The 16,782-nt window shown below is 44.4% G+C and carries 8 protein-coding genes and 1 pseudogene; 4 read left to right on the top strand and 5 right to left on the bottom strand.

The features are described from left to right. Position 1: 1 nt before the first annotated feature. The 4 genes from I2I04_RS04055 to I2I04_RS04040 are packed head-to-tail and all read left to right on the top strand — an operon-like array spanning position 2 to position 8,717. Positions 2–1,798 carry a RagB/SusD family nutrient uptake outer membrane protein gene (locus tag I2I04_RS04055; protein ID WP_143258853.1) on the top strand — a complete coding sequence of 599 codons (1,797 nt, stop codon included), beginning with the start codon at positions 2–4 and terminating at the stop codon, positions 1,796–1,798. A gap of 35 nt (positions 1,799–1,833) precedes the next feature. Next, positions 1,834–4,809, top strand: a complete 2,976-nt coding sequence (locus I2I04_RS04050) for a SusC/RagA family TonB-linked outer membrane protein (protein WP_229126918.1) — start codon at positions 1,834–1,836, stop codon at positions 4,807–4,809. A 13-nt stretch (positions 4,810–4,822) separates the two neighbouring features. After that, a complete protein-coding gene (locus I2I04_RS04045; protein ID WP_195654375.1) occupies positions 4,823–6,484 on the top strand; it encodes a RagB/SusD family nutrient uptake outer membrane protein in 1,662 nt (553 codons plus the stop codon). A gap of 52 nt (positions 6,485–6,536) precedes the next feature. After that, positions 6,537–8,717 (top strand): glycoside hydrolase family 16 protein, encoded by a 2,181-nt coding sequence (locus I2I04_RS04040; RefSeq protein WP_195470398.1) that lies wholly within the window; start codon positions 6,537–6,539, stop codon positions 8,715–8,717. A 141-nt stretch (positions 8,718–8,858) separates the two neighbouring features. On the opposite strand, the pseudogene I2I04_RS23475 reads toward I2I04_RS04040, so the two are convergent. The 5 genes and pseudogenes from I2I04_RS23475 to I2I04_RS04015 form a co-directional block, all read right to left on the bottom strand. After that, positions 8,859–9,029, bottom strand: a pseudogene (locus tag I2I04_RS23475) (AAA family ATPase); the annotation flags it as partial. A 336-nt stretch (positions 9,030–9,365) separates the two neighbouring features. Continuing rightward, positions 9,366–11,870: a glycoside hydrolase family 31 protein gene (locus I2I04_RS04030; protein ID WP_195654462.1), complete on the bottom strand. Its 2,505-nt coding sequence runs from the start codon at positions 11,868–11,870 to the stop codon at positions 9,366–9,368. A gap of 76 nt (positions 11,871–11,946) precedes the next feature. Beyond that, a complete protein-coding gene (locus I2I04_RS04025; RefSeq protein ID WP_195654374.1) occupies positions 11,947–13,725 on the bottom strand; it encodes a glycoside hydrolase family 66 protein in 1,779 nt (592 codons plus the stop codon). A gap of 14 nt (positions 13,726–13,739) precedes the next feature. Next, the gene (locus I2I04_RS04020; RefSeq protein WP_195654461.1) at positions 13,740–15,254 is read right to left on the bottom strand and encodes a SusF/SusE family outer membrane protein; all 1,515 of its coding nucleotides are present in this window, start codon (positions 15,252–15,254) and stop codon (positions 13,740–13,742) included. 36 nt (positions 15,255–15,290) lie between these two features. Further along, on the bottom strand, positions 15,291–16,754 hold the full coding sequence (locus tag I2I04_RS04015; protein ID WP_370511915.1) for a RagB/SusD family nutrient uptake outer membrane protein: 1,464 nt from the start codon (positions 16,752–16,754) through the stop codon (positions 15,291–15,293). Positions 16,755–16,782: the final 28 nt, after the last annotated feature.

Raw genomic sequence — 16,782 nt, 5'->3', positions numbered from 1 at the left:
CATGAAAAGAAGAAACCTATTACATACAGGCATTGCAGCCGTACTACTATTGTCGACAGGTGCATGCGAGGACTTCAAATTCGGGAATGCTTTTCTTGACAAGCCGTTCACCACAGACATTACGATCGATACGGTATACGCACATAAAGTTTATGCCGAACAGGCACTAGCCGAAGTATACCGTTCGCTACCCGACTACCTACCCTCCGGTGGAAGATTGTGCTGGGGTATACTGGAAGGCATGACTGACTTGGGAGATGCGATCAAACCCAATGGAATACGCTCTTACTATACGGGAAATGTCAGTTCATCAACCGGCGATATGCCCTACATTCTTTATGAAGGAACTTCCGACCCTTCTTTTGGTATGTCTCCCATGACGGGAATCCGAAAAGCCTATATCTTCCTGGAAAATGTAGACCGGGTACCGGATATGACAGAACGTGAAAAGAGTATTCGAAAAGCGGAAGCAAAGATGATTATAGCTTTCCATTATTCCCAGATGTTACGCTACTTCGGAGGAATGCCCTGGATTGACCACTCCTATCTTCCCGAAGACGACATGACAACCACCCGTATGACTGTGGAGGAAACCGTGCAAAAGATAATAGGATTATTGGATGAAGCAGCAAGAATACTTCCATGGAAAGTAAATGCAGCCGACGAAGGCAGAATGACAGCCGCCGGAGCGTTAGCTTTGAAATCACGTGTCCTGTTATTCGCTGCCAGTCCTCTATTCAACAATGAAAAGCCATTTATGGCTGGAGAAGCTGCCGACAAGCATTATGTATGGTATGGAAACTACGCGGAATCCCGCTGGCAGGACGCATTGGATGCCGGACTGGAAATGCTTCGGGCAAATCAGGAGAACAACAATTTCTACCAACTGGTAAACACCGGAAAACCGAGAGAAGACTTTGTCTCTGCCTACTTTGACCGTTATAACGGCGAAGTGCTTATCTCCTCGCACCGTTGGACCAATTACACCATAGGCACCAATTCTTTCGGAGAATTGCTTTATGGTATGGGAGGAGCCAGTGCCAACTATGCCGATATGTTTGAAATGGCAGACGGAACCCCGTTTGACTGGAACAACCCAACACACAAAGCACATCCTTTCTTTGACGCACAGGGAAATCCCGTACGTGATATTCGTATGTACGAAACCCTCTATGTAAACGGCGATCAATTCCGGGGACGTGAGCTCCGCATAGCCAAAGGAGAAAGTGAAGGATGCGATGATATTTCACCTGTACTGTTCCGTCTAACCTATAACGGATATGGTATGCGCAAGTTCCAACGCGACAGAGCCGATGAAGTGAATGGAAAATTCTATTCCTGCCCATTGATCCGCCTGCCTGAAATCTATCTGAATATTGCCGAAGCAATGAATGAACTGGGAAAAGCAACCACGAAAGATGAATTTGGAAACGATGCTTATGATTATATTAACATGGTTCGTAACCGGGTCAATATGCCGGACCTGACCACAGCAAAAGCTACTCCCGGAGCAGAACTACGTGAAGCTATCCTGCACGAGCGCGCCATCGAATTCGGCTATGAAGAGGTACGCTATTTCGACCTGACCCGCTGGAAACGCGATGATTTGTTTAAAACTCCTATCGAGCGTCTTTTTATCACTAAAGACAGTCAAGGAGTTTTTGCCTACACCAAAGACAGAAAAGTGTACAACGAAAGGGGATGGATTAAAAACTGGAGCGACCGTTATTTCCTGATCCCTATACCTTTGAGTGAAATCAACAAGAAATACGGACTGGTACAGAATCCCGGATGGTAATAAACAATAAAAAGACAAATTTAAATCGAAAACGTATGAAACGTAAATATATAGTAATCAGTATGGCTTTACTATCTGCTGTGACTACCTGGGCACAGCAGATAACAGGGACAGTGACAGATGCCTTAGGCTCACCTGTTGCAGGTGCTAAGGTACATCTGGTCAACACTCCGAGCGTCTCTGCCATCACTGACCGGAATGGAGTATTTGTATTGAATGGAGAAGAAGGTGACTGGATGGTAGTTTCCTATGCCGATGCCATTGGCAAACGAATCAGGGCTACCGGAAAATCTATTCAGATAAAACTGGATCCGCAGGACAGAATGGTCAATATGGGAATGGCAAGCCGCACCGCAGACCGGCAAACACAAGCCGTATCCGTTGTCACTGCAGAAGAACTCGAAAAAAACGCAACTCCCAATTCTTTTAACGCTCTCTATGGATTGGTTCCCGGACTGGAAGTAATGCAACGTACCGGATGGACCCAGAACCCCACGACTTTGCTACGCGGCAGTAATAATCCCTTGATTGTGGTAGACGGTTTTCCACGTCCTATCGAATGTCTCAACACGGTAGAAATAGAATCGGTGACCGTACTCAAAGATGGACCGGCTACTGCTCTTTGGGGAGCCCGCGGAGCCAATGGGGTGATTCTCGTAACTACAAAACGAGGACAATATAACACCAAAATGCAGGTGAACGTCAACTATAAATACGGGATGGACTTCCCCATCAACCAACCGGAATTTGCCAATGGCTATGAATATGCAGCAGCCTTGAACGAAGCCTTGTACTATGACGGACTGGAAATGCAATATACCCGCAACGAACTGGACGCTTTCAAAAACGGCAGCAACCGGGATTTGTATGCAAACTCTGACTGGCTTGGCGAAGGATTGAGAAAACATACCGTCAACAACCAGCTCGACATCAATTTCCGCGGAGGAGGAAAAAACTTACGTTACTACACGATGTTAAGTTATAAGAATGATTACGGAATATTGAACGACAAATACGCCAAATACTCCGATCGTTATTCTGCACAGATGAGAAAATACGAACTTGATTTACGGATGAATATTGATATTGATGTCACTCCCTCTACCCTGGCACAACTAACCATGTTAGGTTCACTACGGGAACGGAAACGTCCGTCTACTTATGAAAGTGACATTTTCTACGGTCTGTTCAATACTCCCTCCGGTGCTTTCCCTGTGAAAACCTCTAACGGAATGTGGGGTAGCAACTCTGTGTTAAAAGACAATCCGATTGCCCGTATTGCAGACATCGGTTATTTCAAAGAAAACCCCAGAATGTTGCAGGCGGACATGAGAATCCGGCAGGATTTGTCATCGCTGACTCCGGGACTTAGTGCTGAAGTAGCTGTTGCCTACGATAATAATGCAGTATTTAAAGAACAAGGTAGCAAGAACTTCCAGTATGCAGTCAACACACCGATAGTCAATGTTGTCACCGGAGAAAAAGAAGCCATGTCTGAAGTTTATGGAGACAACAGTGCATTGACCGTCAGTTGTTGGGGAATGACCGAGCAATATATCAACACTAGTCTGGAAGCCCAGATAAAATACGATCGCATGTTCGGAAAACACGGAGTGAACGCCACCGCTCTATATCGTCAGGAGTCGGAAAGAGGACTGGGAGCCAATAATGCCTATAAACGTATGTATATCACGGGGATGGCAGGATACAATTACAACAATACTTATTTGCTGGATGTGGTATTCAATCAATACGGGACCAGCGTTTTGCCCGAAGGTGATAAGTTCCGCAGTTATCCGGCAGTATCGGCTGCCTGGGTGCTATCCAACGAATCATTCATGAAAAAAATGACTGCTGTAAATCTTTTGAAGATTCGTGCTTCTTACGGACGTGCCGGATGGGACCAGATTCCCTACGGACTTACTCAACAATACTATATCTGGGGTGGACAATACTACTTTGGCGATGCCAATAACGTGGCCAGCGGTAACAAAGAAGATAAACTGGCTATGAACAATCTGACTCTCGAAGTTTCCAACAAATACAATGTAGGAATAGATATGCGTCTCTTTAACAAATTAAGTGTCACATTAGACGCCTTCCTCGACAAAAGAAGCAATATGCTGATTGGAGCAGACAATCTGATTTCTTCTGCCATCGGTATCAGCGTACCCCAGCAAAATGCCGGCAAAGAAGAAAAGAAAGGACTGGAAATAAGTATGGAATGGAAAGATAATAGCCACAAAGACTTTCATTATTATGTAGGAGCCAATCTGACGTATATCAAAACCAAAGTCGTAGAAAACGGAGAAGGTTATAAGCCTTGGAGTTATCTGTCCGGCAAAGGATCAGCTATCGGACAAATATTTGGTCTGGAAGCAATCGGTTATTTCCGCGATGAGGCAGATATCGCAAATAGTCCGAAGCAACAATTCTCGGAAGTACGCCCGGGGGATGTGAAATACAAAGACATGAACAACGATGGTATTATCGACGATAATGACAAGCATGCCATCGGATATTCAAGCAGTATTCCCGAGATCTATTGCGGCATTCGCCTTGGATTTGAGTATAAAGGCTTCGGAGTAGACGCTTTGTTCCAAGGAGCGACACGTTTCAGCAAAATGCTGAATACAAGTAGTGTGTACTGGCCATTACGCAATAACACCAACATATCCAAATGGTATCTGCACGATAAAATCCGCTGGACGGAAGAAACAAAAGATATAGCCAATGTACCCCGTTTGTCAACACTGAACAATGCCAATAATTTCCAAAACAGTACGCAATGGCTGGTAAATGGTGAATACCTGAAGTTACGTAACCTGAATGTATATTACGACCTGCCGAAGAACTGGATATCGAAAATCAAGCTGGAACAATGCCGTATCTTCGCCAGTGCGAACAATGTTTTTTCGCTCGATCATGTTAAATACATGAACTGCGAAGATTTCAGCGTCAACTACCCGGATATGTTCTCTGTCTATTTCGGAGCCAGTATTAAATTCTAATATCGAAAGCATTATGAAACTAACTAAATATATCACAACAGCCTGCATAGCAGCTCTCTTCACCGGATGCGATTATCTGGATTTCGATGAAACCACCGGAATGACAAAAGAAGAAATGTACTCCTATTTCAGCAATGTAACAAGCTTATCGACTTTTGTTTACTCTCAATTACCACAAGACTTCGGTGCAATAGGAGATGCGCTAAGGGATGCCGCAACAGACAACGCTGTATATACTTGGAATCAAAGCAGCGTATATAATGTATATAATGGAACCTGGAGCCCGCTCAAAACAGTAGATGATGTATGGGGAAACTACTATACTGCTATCCGTGAAGCCAATTCATTCCTGGAAAACTATTCGCTCGAGGTACTGGAACGTTTCAAATGGAATGTGGATTACGAAATTGATGTGGAAAAAGCTAAAATGCGCGTACATGAAGTACGTGCCCTCCGTGCTTTCTTTTATTTGGAGCTAGCCAAACGTTATGGTGATATCCCCCTGTTGACACGCACTTATCAGATAGATGAGATTAATTCCGTAGAAAAGACTCCGTTTGACAAAGTGATTGATTTTATTGTCGATGAATGTGACAAGGCAGCACCGGAATTACCAGTCAGTTACAAAGATTTCTATAATGAGACCGGACGTGCTACACGAGGAATGGCTATGTCTGTCAAGGCACGCGCTTTACTGTATGCTGCCAGCAAACTTCACAATCCTTCTCACGCCACTGACAAATGGAAGAAAGCTGCCAAAGCATCTTATGACATTATTAAAACGGGATGGTACACTTTACCCAACATTGATGTTGATCCTTTGTATGACGTGAACGGAGGAAACGTAGTTCTCAACTCGTCCCAACTGATTTTTGAACGCCGTAACAATGACGACAACGCTTTCGAATCAAGAAACCTTCCAATCGGTTTCGAGAACGGAAACAGTGGCAATACTCCAACACAAAACCTGGTCGATGCTTACGAAATGGCGGACGGCACTCCGTTCAGCTGGGAGAATACCAAACATGCATCCAAACCATACTCCGGACGTGATCCGCGTTTCTACAAAGCTATCCTTTACAATGAAGCTTCCTTCATGGGTACCAAAATAGAAACATTCGAAGGTGGCAGAAATGCATCACCCATTACGGGAGCCACACTGACCGGATATTATCTACGCAAATATATGAATGAAACAGTCTCCCTGTCTCCAACCAATCCGATCAAAAAGCCTCATCACTTCATCCTGTTCAGATATGCAGAAACATTGCTGAACTATGCAGAAGCCATGAACGAACTTGGCGGACCGGACTATGCCTCCGATGCCGATGAACTGCCAATGTCAGCACGCACAGCTCTGAATATGGTTCGTAGCGCAGCCAATATGCCTAATATTACGGACAATGGAGATGACTTCACCACTCGTCTGCGCAACGAACGCCGCATAGAACTTGCTTTCGAGGATCATCGTTTTTGGGACATCCGCCGCTGGATGATCGGAGATGTAGTGAAAGATATCTATGGAGTAAAAGTCACTAAAAAAGGATCAAAATACAGTTATACTCCGGTGAAGATACAGACACGCGTCTGGGACGAAAAGATGAATCTTTATCCTATCGCTCAATCGGAGATTTATAAAAATGGCAACTTAACACAAAACGACGGCTGGGAGTAATGACTACTCCCGCTGTCTCCCCCTTATATTTTAATATTTAAAAGGAACAGCTATGAAACAAGTAATAAGCATTTTATTGTTATGGATTGGAGTATTATCCTGCCAGTCGGAAGACATCAATATCTATACACTACATGCCAAAGACGAATCAAAGGCAATAGACGGCTGGAAATTGATCTGGTCGGAAGAGTTTAATCAGGAAGGTCCCCAATTTGATGCAGACAAATGGATTTTTGAGCCGAAAGGTAATTCTCCATGGAACAAATATTTAACGGGAAGCACAGAACAGGCTTATGTACAAAACGGAAGACTCATTCTACGCGCAGAGAAAAAAGACGGTCAGTACATGACCGGAGGTATAAGCACACGTGGAAAAGCGGGATTCAAGTATGGAAAGCTGGAGATATGCGCCAAGTTCAACAGTTTACAGGGAGGTTGGCCGGCTATTTGGTTACTACCGGTACAACGGCAGTATCCAAATCCTCCGGGAGCAAATGAGTATGGAGGAGAAATCGATATTATGGAACAAGTCAGCCTTGAGAAAGTAGCTTGGCATACAGTACATAGTCACTATACGTTGGATTTAGGTCTGGACAAAAACCCACCACGTGCAGGAGGCGGGACTTATAAGGAAAATGAATTCAACCTATACACCCTCGAATGGACTCCGGAAGAACTGACATTCCTGATTAACGGTGAGGAAACATTCAGTTATCCGAATATGCATCTGGAAAATGAAGCGGAAATGAAGCAATGGCCGTTCGACGTTCCCTACTATCTGATTCTAAACTATGCCCTTGGCGGTGAAGGCACATGGCCGGGGGAAATTGATGACTCCGGATTACCGGGACAAATGGAAATCGAATATATCCGTTATTACCAACAGGAAGAAGAAAACAAACCGGATGACGGAGATGATGAGGAAGAAGAGGAACCGTCTGAAAATTTGGTTGAAAACGGAGACTTTGAACAGGATTTTGCAGCGGACAAGAAACCGGGTATATGGGCAGCCTGGCAAACACAAGGCAGCAACACGTTGAATTATCTGAATATGTGGTTTGCAAAAACCGGAGATGCTTTGGTAGTAGACGGTAGTACAGGAGCAAACGGCAGTAGTAGTTCCCTTAAATATGCTGCCAGTGTAGCAAACAGTTGGGACGTAGACTTGTCTTATCCTATGCAAGGAGTGGAAGCCGGTAAATATAAGTTTAGTTTCTACGTAAAAACGAATCAGGATGATACACCTTTCGTTACCAGCATCACCCTATGCGAAAATGATGAAGATATAGCCAAAGAAGCGAAATACCAGAAAGCAATCGTTCTTCAAAATGGCAAACAAGAGATAAAGACCGGAGTCAACGATATTTGGGGGACACAAATCAACCGGGCAGGAAAAGAATGGAAACAATACTCCATGATTGTGAATATCCCGGACAACAAACTGGTGAAATTCGTATTCAAGCCTTGTGCGGGAAATAATAACAGTTTGAGTGGTTACGACTGCAAGAAAGCGGACAATGTAGTTTACTGGTTCGACAAAGTAACCCTCGAGCCGACCGATGAAGCCGGACCGGGAGAAGGCGAAGAGCCTGCCACCGAATTGGTAAAAAACGGAAGTTTTGAGAAAGACTTCGCTGCAGATAAACAACCGGGAATATATGCAGCCTGGCAGACACAAGGTAATAATACCCTGAACTTTCTGGATATGTGGTTTGCAAAACCGGACGTCACCAATCCGTCACTTTCCATAGATACCAGCACAGGAGCTAATGGTAGCAATCGTTCTTTGAAATATACCGCCGAGAAAGTTGATAATACCTGGGGAGTAGACTTGTCATACCCACTACAAGGAGTAAAACCCGGTAAATACGAATTGAGCTTCTATGCTAAAACCAATCAGACGGAATCTCCGTTCATCACCAGTATCACTCTTTGCGAAAACAATGAAGATATTGCCAAAGAAGCTAAGTTCCAGAAGGCAATTGTATTGCAAAATGGAGCGCAAACTATCGAGTCCGGCGAAAATGATATTTGGGGAACAGTTATCAATCAGGCAGGTAAAGAATGGAAAAAGTATGCTGTAACTGTAGATATTCCTACCAATGTACTAGTCAAGTTTGTATTCAAACTATGTGCAGGTGCCAATAACCAACTGACCGGTTACAATGCTACGGCAACAGACAATGTTATTTATTGGTTCGATGATGTTTCTCTGAAACTGGTTACGGAATAAATAATCACATATCACATCTGTCTTGAACAAAAAAGGAACAGTTCCACCAATAGTGGTCTGTTCCTTTTCATACATTATAGTATGAAAGTATTGTACTTAAATCAAAGAAAGTATCTTCGGTAAACTACCCAAATAATAAAAAGCATCTTCTTCACGCTCCAGATTCAAATGAAGATAATTCTCAAAGTTCCGGGCAAATTCATTAACTAACGTCGTTTTTCCTACTTGACGCGCACCACGCAACACTAAGGGTTTACGCCCTGTACGTCCGGCTCACTCTTGCAACTGCTTATAAATATCTCTTTTAAACACAAAAATCACTGTTAATCAGCTACAAATATACCGTTTTATTCTAAGAACATAGGCAAGATAAAGAGAATACAAACGAAAAACATAGGCAAAGAAGCTTCCAACTGTACCAGCTTGAGTAACAAAAGAATTTAATGAGACGAACGTGATTATTACAAGCACTCCGGCTAAAATAATAAAGTGGGAAATCAATTGAGACCGCAGGTGCATTAAGTCAGACATATAGCTTCAACACACTAGGCATATATATCCGGCATTTCGGATATATATGCCCGATAAACGGGAAATACAAGGCTAAGAAATAGCGATTATACTTCCCATGAATTATTTATATAATTACTACTTAGAGATAATCATAATCTTTTCATTAACACCTTTATCAGGTACTCGTACACTGCAGACACCAGTTTCTTTATCCCAACTCCACGCCACAGTTTCCGTATCATTCTCTAAATTTTCTTCCAATCGTTCCGGTTTTACCTTCTTTATCTTCTTTCCTTTGACAGTTACCTCTTTCGGGGCTTTCGCAGAATAAATACGGAACAATAGATTTCTCGGACCGGGGACAGTGTATCCTTTTCCTTCACGGGCAGAGACTGTCAGTTCATATCCATTTGCCAGAGTGCTGCAAACAATCGGTGTTTTGACAAATTCATCACGCTGGTACCCTAAGTTTTCTCCTTCATCTTCGTAAAGAGTAAAGACTGCCTGTGCGCCTTCCTGTGCGGGGAAGATTTCAAAAGTAAGTGGATATACCGGTTTCTCATGGGTGTAGTTCATCACCGGCATGGTGGGGATGATAGAACCTTGCTTCACAAACATAGGAACAGAGGACAAGGGAGCATCAACCGTAGTCCACTGCTCTCCGGTGTAGACTGTCTGCTTGTTGTTGTAGTCTATCCATGTACCTTCGGGAAGATACACGTTCTTTGTGCGGGCACCTTTCTTCACCACAGGGGCTACCAACAATTCACGACCGAACATGAATTGAGCATCCGTAGAGAAAGTTTCCATATCCATTGGATATTCGAGAAACAGAGGCCGCATGATAGGCAATCCTGTATCATACGCTTCGCGGGCGTAAGTGTAGATATACGGCAACAAACGATATTTCAGTTCGATAGCTGCTTTCGCGTTCTTTTCCGCTTCCGGTCCGAAAAGCCATGGTTCCACCGGATTATCTCCCTCATGATGGATACGGCTCAAAGGATTGAAGGCACCAAATTGAATCCAACGGGTATAGAGTTCCGCCATAGCCGGATAATCCTCAATATCCCCACAGTAACCGGTAATATCACAGGAAGAAAATGGGATTAATCCCAATCCGGCGGAAAGCATTACAGGAATTTGATTGGCTAATTGTCCCCAACCTTGCAGTACGTCGTCTCCGTTTCCGCTATCACCCGTCCAGCCGAACGTATAACGTTGCAATCCGGCATAAGCAGCACGAGTCATTTGAAAAACACGACGGTCCGGGTTCCTCTTTTCAAATTGCTCCTTTACCACTTTGTCCCAAGTCAGGCCATAGACGTTATGGATTTCATCGTGCATACCGAGATGGTGCTTCATCACCAGGCGTTCCGTCTGCTCTTCGTTACTCCAGGCAGGTTCGCCCATATCTGTCCAGAAGCCGGAGATACCATCATCAATCGGTTTCTGCTGATAAGCCCCCCACCAGTCGGCTACGGCAGGCAGGGTGAAGTCCACCACTCCGCAGTTCCCACCCCACGGCCAGGGCATATCGTAGCTTTTGCCGTTCGTATTGTCCTTTACAAAATAGCCTAAGCGGTCTGCTTCTTCCCATTGTTTTTTATTGGCTTGTGCAATTACCGGGTCTTGAGATACGACTACCTTAAAACCCATCTCCTTCAAATCCGAAAGCATCTTTTTGGGGTTTTCATAGTTTCCTTTGCGCCATTCGAAATCCTGCAAGTATTCTGTCCAGCCGATATCCTGATAGATAATATCACAAGGGATTCCCCGTTTCCGGTAGCCTTCGGCAATTTCACGGCTTAACTTTTCACTTGTCAACAGACCGCGGCATTGGGCAAAACCCAACGCCCATTTCGGCGGCATGATAGGTTTTCCGGTCAGTCCGACATATTGGCTGATGATTTCTTTATAGTCTTTACCGAAGATAAAGTAATATACCATTTCCCCGTTCGGCGCTTCAAAACTGTAATAATCACGGCTTTCCGTTCCGAATTTGAATTCTGTCTTATAGGTGTTATCAAGAAAAATACCATACCGATAATTGCTCATAAAGAAAGGAATACTCTTGTAAAGAGGATCTTCTACCACACTATAACAAGGTTTGTCACTATTCCACATCTTATAAGACTCGCCACGACGATCCATCTTTCCCGCTTTCTCACCAAGTCCGAAGAAGTGCTCGTCACGACGAAGCACTTTATATTCCACCTTCTTCGTTCCTTCACTGACATGACCTTTATCGGCATAATCGCTAAACAAGAGTTTCTGATATTTATCGAATATCTGAAGACTCATCGGAGATTTATTCACCCGGATACGCAACTTCGGAGTAAATATTTCATAACAGGCCGCTTGTTCATCCACATGAATAGTTCCTACCTCTTCCAGTTCTTCATTAATCACTGCAAACGAAGCATTTCTTCGCTGCAATTGCCCGTCGGGTGAGAACCAGATTTTCACGACGGAAGAGCTACAAAGTTGCAATTGCAACGCGGCACTGTCCGTCAGGTGAAAAGTCACCTGACGTCCCTGCTGTGTAAAAGAGGAGCATGTACGTGTCGTATTTTCCGCCCACATCCATGTTGGAAACATCAGGCACAACATCCATACCCATAATCTATATCTAATCATCATACCTATCATTTTAAGTCATTCTGCTACAGCCGCGTTATTGGACTATACTCATTTTATTCAGCTGCAATTTCTTTTATTCAGCCACAATCATTGTCCAATATTTCAAGGAAGGCAATGTAAAAGAGACAATTCCGTTCTCCTGTGTAAAGGCCAATTCCTGCAAGGCTCCTCCGTGTGCATCCGGCGACGCTACCCATAACTTATTCACCTTTGCCGACAGATTCATTTGCAAAGCCGCTTTCGTAATCAAAGCCGGTTCCGGCATCGTACCGTCCACATCTCTCCAGCTAAGACTGTTCGCTTGCGAGAAATTAAGAAGATGTATGACTTGCTTGCCACCTACCTGCTTGGCATAAGTAGTAACTGATCCCTGTTGAGGAGGCCAACTATTCAATCTCATTTCGCCATTGGTACAATCTATGGAAACACGATTCTCCGTACCACCGTCACGAAGCAGATTCTGATAAGAAGTCAGAAAATCATAATAACGAACCATCGCTGTTTTCAATTCTTCGCTCATTGTCAGATTCTCATTCGGGAAGTACTCTTTGCACAACATGTGATCGCCTCCCAGTTCAAGGTGCGAACCACCCAAAGCAAACATGACAGCATCTGTCAATAAGATACCCGGCGTATTAAATTCTCCCCGGTTATCCGCTTTATTATAATTCATATAAGCTGCAAAAACCGTATTCAACTGATAATTGCCATATACTCCATTTTCATAAAGAATGGCTTTCAGATTGGTAAAATCAGCCTCATCCGCCCACACCTCATTATAGAAGAAATCAACTTTACCAGTCTCCCCAATCTGACGGGCACCGTAACGGCTGACCGCATTCATCACCAAACTTTTGTCCGGATGAGCCTGCTTCGTCGCTTCAATAAAAGAAGCATATCCTTCACGCAGATTGACCGGAATACCCTTGTAATTGTACAACGTGCTGCGTCGTCCCAACTGGTCTATCTGATAGCCGTCGAAGGCAAAGTTCGCATATACATCATCATTCCTTTCGTTCAAATATTTCTGCCATTCCTTATTAGAAGGATCTACCAGATAAATATTACTTTTCCATCCGCCCGGCAGATCGTGACTGTCTTTAGTAGTGTGAGAAGCATCCTTAAACAAATACCATTCCTCCTTCACCCCGTCCGTAGCTGCATCCTTCAACGCCCCGAAACAAAGATTGTAAAACATAGACTTCATGCCGAAACGATGCTGCGCTTCAATGTAATTCTTCACAGAACTTGTATAAACCTCCCGGTTAGCGATGTCCATATATACTTCGTCCAACTGCGTGCGTGTACCGCCCAACGGCCAGTGATGTTTATTATGCCAGTCCTGAAACTGTACCCAATTGATGTGATGACGATTCAGATACGCCATCTCTTCCTGTGTCTTCCCGGCCGTCTTCTCCCGACTGAAATCAGCGACAAAACCATAACGGGGGAAACGTGCCGGATCACTGGATACATCTACCGCAATCGTACCGACAATTACATCCGTACCATTCTCCTGGCGGTACAGTTCCGCCATATATCCTTTGAAATCAGTAGTAGGCGGTTGCCATGTCCAACTGGTACCATTTACCGACTCTTCTCCGACAATCTCCCCTAAAAGACGATAGCGAACTTTAGTTCCGGCAGGCAACGCATCTTCTGCTGTAAACACCACTTTCTCCCCCGGTTTATAGAAAGCCTTATCTGTAGACAGGTCCACACTTAAATCCGATGTTACCGGAGTCACTTCGGTGACACCGCCCGAAGCTCCTCCATTTTCTTGGTTCGCCCCATGATCGTCACTGCAAGCCATACACAGGAAAGCAGCCACCAAATATATTATTTTCTTCATCTTGAATTCTTGTTTTATTGTTTCACAATCGAAATCGTCTCTTTCAACTGGTCAATCGTAATCCGATAAGAACCGGCTTCCTGAATATTCCACTTATTATCCAAACTACCCAAATCTGCATCCGGATACATACTGCTCAACTCCGCATCCGACTTGGTAACGAACAATGCCGTCTCTACTTCACCCGTCGGAGCCTTATTGCTCTTATCCGCCATAAACCAGTCTCCATTCCAGTCTGACTGTTTATCGCAGGATATCTTCATCTCACCTGCCTTCAGCGTGCCGCTCCAGGTAAATATATAAGGATTGTCGGCACTCTTAGTCATCGGAGTAGCATTGTCCAGACTCCATCCGTTCGGAGTTGCCTCACCCACCAGATACAATCCTTCATAAGGAGTGAACAGACGCATCAACATCTTTTCTTTTCCCTTTCCTGTGTAGAACCATACTTTATAAGGCTTGCCACATTCGGCTTCCTTCATCTGCCATTTATTATCCTTACCTCCAAGCACTACTGATGTCGAAGTGTACGGAGCATTAGCCATGGTAGGATGGAAGAAAGCATCCGCCTGACCGAAATCCGTCACAGAAGCGAACTTAAAATCTCCGTCTGCTTTCCAGGGAATCACGGCTCCATAATGGAACAGATCCATCTGGACAGCATCTTTAGACAATGCCTCAAATCCCCAACCACCATTACCGGTAAACGAACCGACAATGAAAAATTCTTCAAATCTCCAGCCAATATCTTCTGTTTCGGTAAGTGTCAACGTTAGGTCTAACAGGTTTGCTTTTACGATATAAGTTGCCTCTTTATCAATTGTAAACGGTTCGTCCGGTTGGTCACCCGATGTACGATAAACTAGTTTGAGTTCTTCTCCGGCAGTAGCGTCACGGTTGTACGACGGCAGGAATTCTCCTAAAGTCGTTATAAACTTGAACGATCCGACGTTCAGTTTTCCTGTCCATGTAAACTGTCCATTATCCGTACGCTCCATTGCTACTGCGTCATCGGCATTCCATCCGTTCGGGGCAGCATCATCAATCAGGTAAAGCGTGGTAGTAACCGGCTGGTAAGTAGTCACTGTAAAGGCAGTTGTCGCGCTCTGCTTCTGATCTTCCATTCCGGCAACAACAGCTGTGATACGTGCTTCCAACTCCGCTTTCACGGCATAACCGATACCGAACTGCGTATGCAGAAATTGATTGAGTTCCTCCACTTTCTTAGTCCACTGGTACGTTCCCGTACCCAAGTCTACCGAATAAGCATTCGCGAAGTCTGTCCCTGCCTTAGCCAGTTCCAGCGTATAAGAGATGCGGTTACCGCTTCCATAATTCGTTCCGGTAGTCCATGAAAGCGCCAGCGCCTCCTGACTATGGTTCTTTTCGTTCAACACCAGCTCCTGTTGATTCACCGAAAGGGTGAGAGTATCATGTCCTTTATCTGTCTCCATATAATCCTCGGTACAGGCAACCATCGTTCCACCGATGAAAAGAGAGCATAACAACTGATATATATATTTCTTCATCATATTATTTGTCTAAATGAATGATTATAAAACGGATTAATAACCGGGATTTTGAGTCATCAGGTGATTGGAGTCCATCTCCGTCTGCGGAATAGGCAACAGGAGACGTTCTTTAGTCACATTATTCTTACCGATGGATTTCAGGAATGTCAATGCATAATTTCCATTATCAATCCGGATCATATCGAACCAGCGGTGTCCCTCAAAAGCAAGTTCCATCCGGCGTTCGTGAATAATCTTTTCTCTCATTTCGGTCTGCGTCAAAGTAGTCGGCAGCTCTGTCAGTCCGGCACGTTTACGAACGATATTCAGCGGTTCGGCAGCCTGATCCGGATGTCCCTGCTCATTCAAGGCTTCCGCTTTCTTCAGCAAGACATCCGCATAACGGTATACTACAAAATTGTTGGGGTTGGTATTATACTCCGGAGAGACGGTTTTCGACACAAGGAACTTACGTACGTTATAACCCGTATTCGACCAGGAACGTCTGTATTCCATGCCGTCAAAAGCAGGACAGCCCTGATACAACACAGTGATGTCTTTCCGCAAATCACCGTCTTCGTATTGCTTGAAGAACTCTTCCGTAGGCAGGTTCCATCCATAAGCACCGGCTACCATACCCGAATTACGAGGCCCCATGAAGGTAGACAGCCAGGATGACTGGTTATCACCGCCCCAGAAGTCATATTCCGTACTACCGGAGTATTGCACTTCGAAGAGAGATTCTGCACCATTATTGATCGTAGCATTAAAGTTATCGGCATAATTGCATTGAGTCAGATCATATCCCATTGCAGCAATGTTATTGCACAAGGTCACTACTTCATTATAATAGTCACGATGATTAGGAGCCAGTGTCAGGTAAATATCTGCCAGCATAGCCATTGCAGCCTCTTTACAGGCACGTCCCCTGTTGGCATCTCCATAACTGCTTTTCGGAGGAAGCATAGTCACCGCATTCTTACAGTCGGAAAGGATTTGAGCATATACCTCATCTACCGTATTACGGGCAATATCCGTAGATTCTCCCGGTTCAAACGGGGTTAAACGCAAAGGTACTCCACCATACAGGCGAACCAGTATATAATAATAATGTGCACGCAGGAAATAAGCCTCACCCATGCAACGAGTCTTTATCTCATCGGAGATAGATGCCGAAGGCAGATTGGAAAGCACAATGTTGCAACGTCCGATCCCTACCCACGGAGAACGCCATACATACAAGGCAAAGCCGTTATCGCTCTGAGCAATGAAATTGGAAGCCTGAACAGTCTCCAAACCGTCAGTACCTCCTCCGGCCCCTACTTCACTGTTGCCTGCAATGATGTCGAGGCTCCAGATACGCTGGTTATACATATTAGATGACTGAAGCGTCTTGTAGCAGGCAGTAGTCAGTGCCACAGCAATCTCGTTCGTCACTTCCGATTCGGGATCGACGCCATATTTAGGATATTTATCTAAGAAATCATTACATGATGTCAATGCCAATATGGCAAACATAAATACCAAAGTGGTTATCTTTTTCATA

The sequence above is a fragment of the Bacteroides sp. 1001136B_160425_E2 genome (assembly GCF_015559655.1).
GTDB lineage: Bacteria > Bacteroidota > Bacteroidia > Bacteroidales > Bacteroidaceae > Bacteroides > Bacteroides luhongzhouii.
This window is presented reverse-complemented; position numbering and strand designations above follow the sequence as displayed.

Excerpts from the sequence above, each read along its gene's own strand:
- I2I04_RS04055 (WP_143258853.1), top strand. The coding sequence starts at position 2 with ATGAAAAGAAGAAACCTATTACATACAGGCATTGCAGCCGTACTACTA.
- I2I04_RS04050 (WP_229126918.1), top strand. The coding sequence starts at position 1,834 with ATGAAACGTAAATATATAGTAATCAGTATGGCTTTACTATCTGCTGTG.
- I2I04_RS04045 (WP_195654375.1), top strand. The coding sequence starts at position 4,823 with ATGAAACTAACTAAATATATCACAACAGCCTGCATAGCAGCTCTCTTC.
- I2I04_RS04040 (WP_195470398.1), top strand. The coding sequence starts at position 6,537 with ATGAAACAAGTAATAAGCATTTTATTGTTATGGATTGGAGTATTATCC.
- I2I04_RS04030 (WP_195654462.1), bottom strand. The coding sequence starts at position 11,870 with ATGATTAGATATAGATTATGGGTATGGATGTTGTGCCTGATGTTTCCA.
- I2I04_RS04025 (WP_195654374.1), bottom strand. The coding sequence starts at position 13,725 with ATGAAGAAAATAATATATTTGGTGGCTGCTTTCCTGTGTATGGCTTGC.
- I2I04_RS04020 (WP_195654461.1), bottom strand. The coding sequence starts at position 15,254 with ATGAAGAAATATATATATCAGTTGTTATGCTCTCTTTTCATCGGTGGA.
- I2I04_RS04015 (WP_370511915.1), bottom strand. The coding sequence starts at position 16,754 with ATGTTTGCCATATTGGCATTGACATCATGTAATGATTTCTTAGATAAA.